This is a genomic window from Actinomadura sp. 7K534 (genome assembly GCF_004348575.1).
Lineage (GTDB): Bacteria > Actinomycetota > Actinomycetes > Streptosporangiales > Streptosporangiaceae > Spirillospora > Spirillospora livida.
In genome coordinates, this window is record NZ_SMKB01000309.1 from 1 (window position 1) to 7,384 (window position 7,384).

7 protein-coding genes are annotated in these 7,384 nt (G+C 71.0%); 4 read left to right on the forward strand and 3 right to left on the reverse strand.

What is annotated here, in order from left to right:
• The coding region (locus E1266_RS38485; RefSeq protein ID WP_207946080.1) for a hypothetical protein at window positions 1–252 on the forward strand (252 nt) is incomplete at its 5' end.
• An 86-nt stretch (window positions 253–338) separates the two neighbouring features.
• On the opposite strand, the gene E1266_RS33730 is transcribed toward E1266_RS38485, so the two are convergent.
• Window positions 339–728, reverse strand: coding sequence for a DUF5319 domain-containing protein (locus E1266_RS33730; RefSeq protein WP_132054075.1), 390 nt, complete (start codon window positions 726–728; stop codon window positions 339–341).
• 230 nt (window positions 729–958) lie between these two features.
• On the opposite strand from E1266_RS33730, the gene guaB reads away from it, so the two are divergent.
• The 3 genes from guaB (at window position 959) to glpD (ending at window position 5,684) form a co-directional block, all read left to right on the forward strand.
• Window positions 959–2,458: an IMP dehydrogenase gene (guaB, locus tag E1266_RS33735; RefSeq protein ID WP_132054077.1), complete on the forward strand. Its 1,500-nt coding sequence runs from the start codon at window positions 959–961 to the stop codon at window positions 2,456–2,458.
• 226 nt (window positions 2,459–2,684) lie between these two features.
• Window positions 2,685–3,800: a GuaB3 family IMP dehydrogenase-related protein gene (locus E1266_RS33740; protein WP_132054083.1), complete on the forward strand. Its 1,116-nt coding sequence runs from the start codon at window positions 2,685–2,687 to the stop codon at window positions 3,798–3,800.
• A 150-nt stretch (window positions 3,801–3,950) separates the two neighbouring features.
• Complete coding sequence (glpD, locus tag E1266_RS33745) at window positions 3,951–5,684, forward strand: glycerol-3-phosphate dehydrogenase (protein WP_132054079.1); 1,734 nt, start codon at window positions 3,951–3,953, stop codon at window positions 5,682–5,684.
• Between the two features lie 358 nt (window positions 5,685–6,042).
• On the opposite strand, the gene E1266_RS33750 is transcribed toward glpD, so the two are convergent.
• Together E1266_RS33750 and E1266_RS33755 are read right to left on the reverse strand one after the other, a co-directional pair.
• Window positions 6,043–6,687, reverse strand: a complete 645-nt coding sequence (locus E1266_RS33750; RefSeq protein ID WP_207946081.1) for a DsbA family oxidoreductase — start codon at window positions 6,685–6,687, stop codon at window positions 6,043–6,045.
• Window positions 6,684–7,046: an antibiotic biosynthesis monooxygenase gene (locus E1266_RS33755; RefSeq protein ID WP_132054081.1), complete on the reverse strand. Its 363-nt coding sequence runs from the start codon at window positions 7,044–7,046 to the stop codon at window positions 6,684–6,686. Before E1266_RS33755 ends, E1266_RS33750 begins: the two co-directional genes overlap by 4 nt.
• Window positions 7,047–7,384 lie beyond the last annotated feature (338 nt).

Consider the following 7,384-nt stretch of genomic DNA (forward strand, 5'->3'; position numbering starts at 1 on the left):
GAGCCCGAACGCGCCACGCCGCCCCCCACCCCGGCCGATACTCCCGAGAAGCGGGAGAGCGACAGGCCGCGCACCCGCTACCCGTTCCCGTTCGGCCCGCGCTCGCCCTACCCGGACTATCCGGCCACGACCGTCTCGGGTCCGGCCTCCGAGACCGAGTCACCCACCCCTGAGCGCCGCCGGGACCTGCAGAAGGACGAAGACAGAAGGCGCCACTCCGACAAGGACCCCCACCGCCGCTATTACGACTGACGCATCCGGCAGTGGAAGGCCCTGCGTCGAGAGCCGAAGCGGCGGCCGGATCCGGCCTCGCTCCCCGTCAGCCGGGAAGCGCCGGGTCAGTTCTCGTCGTGGCCCTCTTCGCTGTCGATGACGCCGTCGACGTAGCCGCGGGCGTACTCCCAGCTCACGTAGTCGACGGGGTCGGGCGCCAGGGCGGGCTCGTGGACGCGGGGGAGCCCCTGGTCCAGCAGGTGGCGCAGGTTGCCGTGCAGGAGCTCCCAGTCGATGTAGTGGAGCTTGCCGCAGTCGCCGCAGTCGACGGTGAGGCCCCGCACCCCGAGCGGCTCCAGCAGGGCGCGGAAGACCTCCAGGTCGGCGAGGTCGGCCAGCACGTCCTCGCGCTCCGTCACGCTGAGCGGAGCGGCCTCGTCCCCGGGGTCGCCGAGTGCCGCCGCCGGGTCCTCCGGGTCTCCGGCGAACGGGTCGAGCGGAGCGTCGTCGTGCACGCCTACCACGCTACTGCTTGACCGCCTGTGAGGTGCACCCCCGGTCTTCCTCCGTGCGCGAACGAACACGCAAAGTGGGAATGCGGACCTTGCCGTGATTGTTCTTTGGTGTCACGAAGACCACTTGACCGGCGTGCGCAACAACCGGTCGCGGCGCGGACCCACGCCCTACCATGGAAACAGGGTCGCCGTGACCTGGCCCGATGCTCCACCACTACGGGAAGGTAGTCATGAACCCCGCCGCCGAGCCCGACAAGTTCCTCCCGCAGGGGCTGACCTTCGACGACGTGCTGCTGCTGCCGGGCTACTCCGACATGCAGCCCGGCGAGGCCGACACCACCTCCCGGCTGACCCGCCGGATCTCGCTGCGGATCCCCCTCGTCTCGGCGGCGATGGACACGGTGACCGAGGCCCGCACGGCGGTCGCCATGGCGCGGCAGGGCGGCATCGGCGTCCTGCACCGCAACATGTCGATCGAGGAGCAGGCCGAGGAGGCCGACCGGGTCAAGCGCTCCGAGGCCGGGATGATCACCAACCCGGTGACCTGCCTCCCGGACGCGACGCTCGCCGACGTCGAGGACCTCTGCTCCCACTACCGGATCTCCGGCGTGCCGGTCACCGACGTGCGGGGCGTGCTGGTCGGCATCGTCACCAACCGGGACATGCGCTTCGAGACCGACCTGTCCCGTCCGGTCCGCGAGGTCATGACGCCGATGCCGCTGATCACGGCCCCGGTCGACGTGACCCGCGACGAGGCGTTCCGGCTGCTCGCGGGCAACAAGGTCGAGAAACTCCCGCTCGTGGACGCCGACGGCCGCCTCAAGGGCCTGATCACCACCAAGGACTTCACGAAGAGCGAGCAGTACCCCCACTCCACCAAGGACGCGGACGGCCGGCTGCTCGTCGCCGCGGCCGTCGGCGTCGGCGAGGACGCGATCCGCCGCGCCAAGGCCCTCATCGAGGCCGGCACCGACGTGATCATCGTGGACACCGCGCACGGCCACTCCAAGGGCGTCGCCGACGCGATCGCCGTGATCAAGAACAACGCCCCGGTCGAGGTCGTCGGCGGCAACGTCGCCACCTACGCGGGCGCGAAACTCCTGGCGGACGCGGGCGCCGACGCGGTCAAGGTCGGCGTCGGACCCGGCTCGATCTGTACCACCCGCATCGTCGCCGGCGTCGGCGTCCCGCAGATCACCGCGATCTCCGAGGCCGCCCGCGCCGCGAAGGAGGCCGGCGTCCCGGTGATCGGCGACGGCGGCCTGCAGTACTCGGGCGACATCGCCAAGGCCCTGGTCGCGGGCGCCGACACGGTCATGCTCGGCAGCCTGCTCGCCGGCGTCGAGGAGTCCCCCGGCGAGCTGATCTTCGTCCACGGCAAGCAGTACAAGTCGTACCGCGGCATGGGCTCCCTCGGCGCGATGCGCAACCGCGAACGCGGCGCCTCCTACTCCAAGGACCGCTACGCCCAGGCCGACGTCAACAGCGAGGAGAAGCTGATCCCCGAGGGCGTCGAGGGCCAGGTCCCCTACCGCGGCCCCCTCGCCAACGTCGCGCACCAGCTCATCGGCGGCCTGCACCAGTCCATGTGGTACGCGGGCACCCGCACGATCCCCGAACTGCAAGAACGCGGCCGCCTCATGCGCATCAGCCCCGCCGGCCTCCGCGAAAGCCACCCCCACGACATCCAGATGACCGTAGAGGCCCCCAACTACCAGGGCCGCCACTAACCCACCACCAGACCACTCTGCACCGACCCGCGCCGGCGCTCCCAAACCCGCCCGACCGCCCGAACCACTCCCATTCGCGTCCCACTCGGTGCGGGGGGTGCGGGGAGCTGACGTAAGCTCTTCTGGGCTTGTTCTCGCAGCGGGCGGGGACGCTGAGCACGGTGGCCCGGCCTCACCGGTTGGTGAGAGTCGGGTGACGTAGAGGAAGGGCGCAGTGGCTGCTGAGGTGGAGATCGGCCGTGGCAAGAGCGGCCGCCGGGCGTACGCCTTCGACGACATCGGCATCGTGCCGTCCCGCCGGACGCGCGATCCCGAGGAGGTCAGCGTCGCCTGGCAGATCGACGCCTACCGCTTCGAGATGCCGCTGGTGGTCGCGCCGATGGACAGCGTGGTCAGCCCGGCGACCGCGATCGCCGTGGGGCGGCTCGGCGGTCTCGCCGTCCTCGACCTCGAAGGGCTGTGGACGCGCTACGAGAACCCCGAGTCGCTGCTCGCCGAGATCGCCTCGCTGGACGAGGTGCGCGCCACGCAGCGGCTCCAGGAGATCTACACCGAGCCGATCAAGGAGGAGCTGATCGGCCGCCGGATCCGGGAGGTCCGCGAGGCGGGCGTCACCGTGGCGGCTCGGCTGTCGCCGCAGCGCACCGCGCAGTTCCACAAGGCCGTCATCGACGCGGGCGTCGACCTGTTCGTCATCCGCGGCACCACCGTGTCCGCCGAGCACGTGTCGGGGCGCGCCGAGCCGCTGAACCTCAAGCAGTTCATCTACGACCTGGACGTCCCCGTCATCGTCGGCGGCTGCTCCACCTACACGGCCGCGCTGCACCTGATGCGGACCGGCGCGGCGGGCGTCCTGGTCGGGTTCGGCGGCGGCTCCGGGCACACCACGCGGACCGTCCTCGGCGTCGCGGTGCCGATGGCGACCGCCGTCGCGGACGTGGCCGCCGCCCGCCGCGACTACCTGGACGAGTCCGGCGGACGCTACGTCCACGTGATCGCGGACGGCGGCATGGTCAACAGCGGCGACATCGCCAAGGCGTTCGCCTGCGGCTCCGACGCCGTCATGGTCGGCTCGCCGTTCGCCCGGTCCACCGAGGCGCCGGGACGCGGCTACCACTGGGGCAGCGAGGCCCACCACGGCGACGTCCCCCGCGGCACCCGCATCGAGCTCGGGACGATCGGGACGATGGAGCAGATCCTTCACGGCCCGTCCCATGTCGCGGACGGATCGATGAACCTGATCGGTGCCCTGCGCCGCGCGATGGCCACGTCCGGGTACACGGAGCTGAAGGAGTTCCAGCGGGTACAGGTGGTCGTGGCTCCCCGCCACTCCACCGACTGAGCGATCTCGTGCCTCCCGGGCCTCCGCGGCCCGGGATGAGATCCGTCACCGTGCGCCGTCCCTTGCGGAATCGGGGCGTTCGCGGGGTGGACGCGTCCCTACTCTTGGGTAGGAAAGCTCGGACAACGCAACCGCTGTGGGGGGAACGCGATGACGGGATCACCTGTGACGGGCCTGGGCAGCTCCCGGCTGGGTCCGGCCGAGCGGGCCGCGGCGCTCGACCGGATGGCCCGCGAGGAGTTCGACGTCGTCGTCGTCGGAGGCGGCATCGTCGGTGCGGGCGCCGCGCTCGACGCGGCCACCCGGGGCCTGTCGGTGGCGGTGGTCGAGGCGCGCGACTTCGCGTCCGGGACGTCATCGCGCTCGTCCAAGCTGATCCACGGCGGGCTGCGCTACCTGGAGCAGTACAACTTCGACCTTGTCCGCGAGGCGCTGACCGAACGCGGGCTCCTGCTCCAGCAGATCGCCCCGCACCTGGTGCGGCCCGTCCCGTTCCTGCTGCCGACGACGCACCGCGTGTGGGAACGCGCGTACATCGGCGCCGGCGTGGCGCTCTACGACGCGCTCGCGTTCCAGATGGGCAGCACGCGCGGCGTCCCGCACCACCGCCACCTCACCCGGCGCGGTGCGCTGCGGCTGGCGCCGTCCCTGCGCAAGGCCTCCTTCACCGGCGCCATCCAGCTGTGGGACGCGCAGGTCGACGACGCCCGCTTCGTGATGATGGCGCTGCGGACCGCCGCCGAGTACGGCGCGCAGATCGCGTCCCGCACCCAGTGCATCGGCTTCCTGCGCGAGGGCGAACGCGTCACCGGGCTGCGCATCCGCGACCTGGAGGGCAACACGACCAGCGAGGTCCGCGCCAAGCAGGTCGTCAACGCCACCGGCGTCTGGACGGACGACATCCAGGAACTCGTCGGCGGACGCGGGCAGATCCACGTGAAGTCCTCCAAGGGCATCCACCTCGTCGTCCCCAAGGACCGCATCCACTCCGCGACGGGGATCCTCCTGCGCACCGAGAAGTCCGTCCTGTTCGTGATCCCGTGGGGCCGGCACTGGATCATCGGCACCACCGACACCGCCTGGGACCTCGACAAGGCCCACCCCGCCGCATCCCAGGCCGACATCGAATACGTCCTGGACCAGGTCAACCGGGTCCTCACCACCCCCCTCACCCACGACGACGTGGAGGGTGTCTACGCCGGCCTGCGCCCCCTCCTCACCGGCGAGACCGAGGAGACCTCCAAACTCTCCCGCGAACACGTCGTCGCGCACCCCGTCCCCGGGCTCGTCCTCGTCGCGGGGGGCAAGTACACCACCTACCGCGTCATGGCCAAGGACGCCATCGACGCCGTCGCCCACGGCCTCGACGGCAAGATCCCCGAATCCTGCACCGACCGCATCCCCCTCGTCGGCGGCGACGGCTTCCAGGCCATGTGGAACGCCCGCCACCGCCTCGCGTCCCGCTCCGGCCTCCACGTCGCCCGCATCGAGCACCTCCTGCGCCGCTACGGCACCCTCGTGGACGACCTCCTCGAACTGATCTCCGACAAGCCCGACCTGGCCAAACCCCTCCCCGGCGCCGACGACTACCTCCGCGCCGAGGTCGTCTACGCCGCCACCCACGAGGGCGCCCGCCACCTCAACGACGTCCTCGCCCGCCGCACCCGCATCTCCATCGAGACCTGGGACCGCGGCATCGGCGTCGCCCAGGAGGCCGCCGACCTCATGGCGCCCGTCCTCGGCTGGTCCAAGAAGCAACGCGACCGCGAGATCGAGTACTACCGCAAGCGCGTAGAAGCCGAACGCGCCTCCCAAACCCAGGAAGACGACCAGGAAGCCGACGCCCACCGCCGAGGCGCCCCCGACATCGTTCCTACTGCTTAGCAGTTCCCTTGGCGTCAGGCGCTAGGGCGCCTTCCTTCGGCGGGAACTGCGGCGCGATCGCTGCATCGCTCCGTCTCGCCCTGGGGGCTCGCTGCGCGATCAGGTTCCTCGCAGGCTCGGAACCTGCCTTCGGACGCGATCGCAGGCGTTTGGGGTTGTTGCGGGGTTGCGGCGGTGGCTGGGGTTGTCGCGTGTCTTCCGGTGTCGCCGGGCCTGGCGGCCCTCCCTTGGTGGGGGCGGGTGTGATCGCTGCATCGCTCCGTCCCGCCTCGGTGGCTCGCTGCGCTATCGGGGCGGCGGAAGGCTGATCGGTGTCAGCCGGGGCGGTCGGACAGGGCCGGGGCACCGGGCGGATCGGTCATGCGGCGTTCCAGTAGGCGGGACAGTTCCTCCGGGGGCTGGACGGCTGAGACCGGGGGTCGGGTGCCGAGCACCAGGGAGGGGACGCCGGTGACGCCGCGTTCGGCGGCGCTCTCCTCATCGGCCCGGACCGCGTTGGCGAAAGCGTCCCGGGCAGGAGTGCGCGGACGTGGTCGAGTTCCAGGCCGGCCCTTGTACCCAGGTGTTCCAGGACGCGGGGGTCGGCGATGTTCAGGCCGTCGGTGTGGTAGGCGGTCAGCAGGTGTTCCAGCATGTGGTCGGACCTGCCGTGAGCCGTGGCCAAGTGGAAGAGGCGGTGGGCGTCGAAGGTGTCGACGGGGCGGGCCTTGTGCAGGTTGAGTTCCAGTCCCTCGGCGGCGCCGAGGCGTCGGATCAGGTCGATACGGGCGGCCGTCCGGTCGCCCCACCACTCGGTCATCTCCTCGGCCGCCGTTGGGCCCGGCGTCTTTCGGCTCTGAGGGGACAGTTCGAAGCTCCGCCAGACGATCTCCACCCGGTCGGCGTGGGGGAGCGTGGATAGGGCCTTCTCCAGACGCCTCTTCGCGATGAAGCTCCACGGGCACAGCACGTCGAAGTAGACGTCGGCCCTCGGGGGGATCGGTTCGGGCGTAGTGCGGGTCACGAGTCGTCCCGCCGGGGACCGGGGCCCACCTCGCGTACGACCGCATAGTGCGGCAATCCGCTCATCCGCGCTTCGGCCTTGCCGGACAGTCCCTCAAGCGCCCGCTTGATCGCGGCCATCCGGCCCTCGGTGTCGGAGGTCGTCTCGAAGTGGCGGTAGTCGGCCTCGCTGTCCCAGTGGACGATGTTGTAAACCCGGGTGCCGTCCAGGCTCACGTGGAACCGGGCGGACCGGTAGCCCGGATAGAACCGCACCCAGCGCTCCTGGATCTCCGCGAACGCCTCCACCAGCTCCCGCTGCGTCCCGGGGCCGTCGACGGTGTAGTCGATGATCGAATAAAAGCCGGAATCCGCGCTCACGCGCACGCTCCTCTTGTCGGATGAAGGCACAACCTCGCCCCCACCCTGCAACCTCAACCTGACTTGAGATCAAGGACCTCCGAACGCTCGTCCGCGCCCACCGCCGAAGCGGCCGCGAGAGGTCGTGCGGGGTGGGAGCTGCCGGGACCGACCGCGGATGTACTGAGCGGGCGGGTGCGTGTCCAACGGTCAGGTCGGCATGCGGGCCCAGACGATCTTTCCCTCGCCGGTGGCTGAGGGGCGGGTGCCGGTCTCCTTCGCGTAGGCGGAGACGATGGCCAGGCCGCGGCCGTTCTCGGCTGTGAGGCATGGTGCGCTGGGGGTCGGGAGTTCGGGGG

Coding starts and splice junctions, on each gene's coding strand:
- glpD (WP_132054079.1), top strand. CDS start 3,951: ATGACGGGATCACCTGTGACGGGCCTGGGCAGCTCCCGGCTGGGTCCG.
- guaB (WP_132054077.1), top strand. CDS start 959: ATGAACCCCGCCGCCGAGCCCGACAAGTTCCTCCCGCAGGGGCTGACC.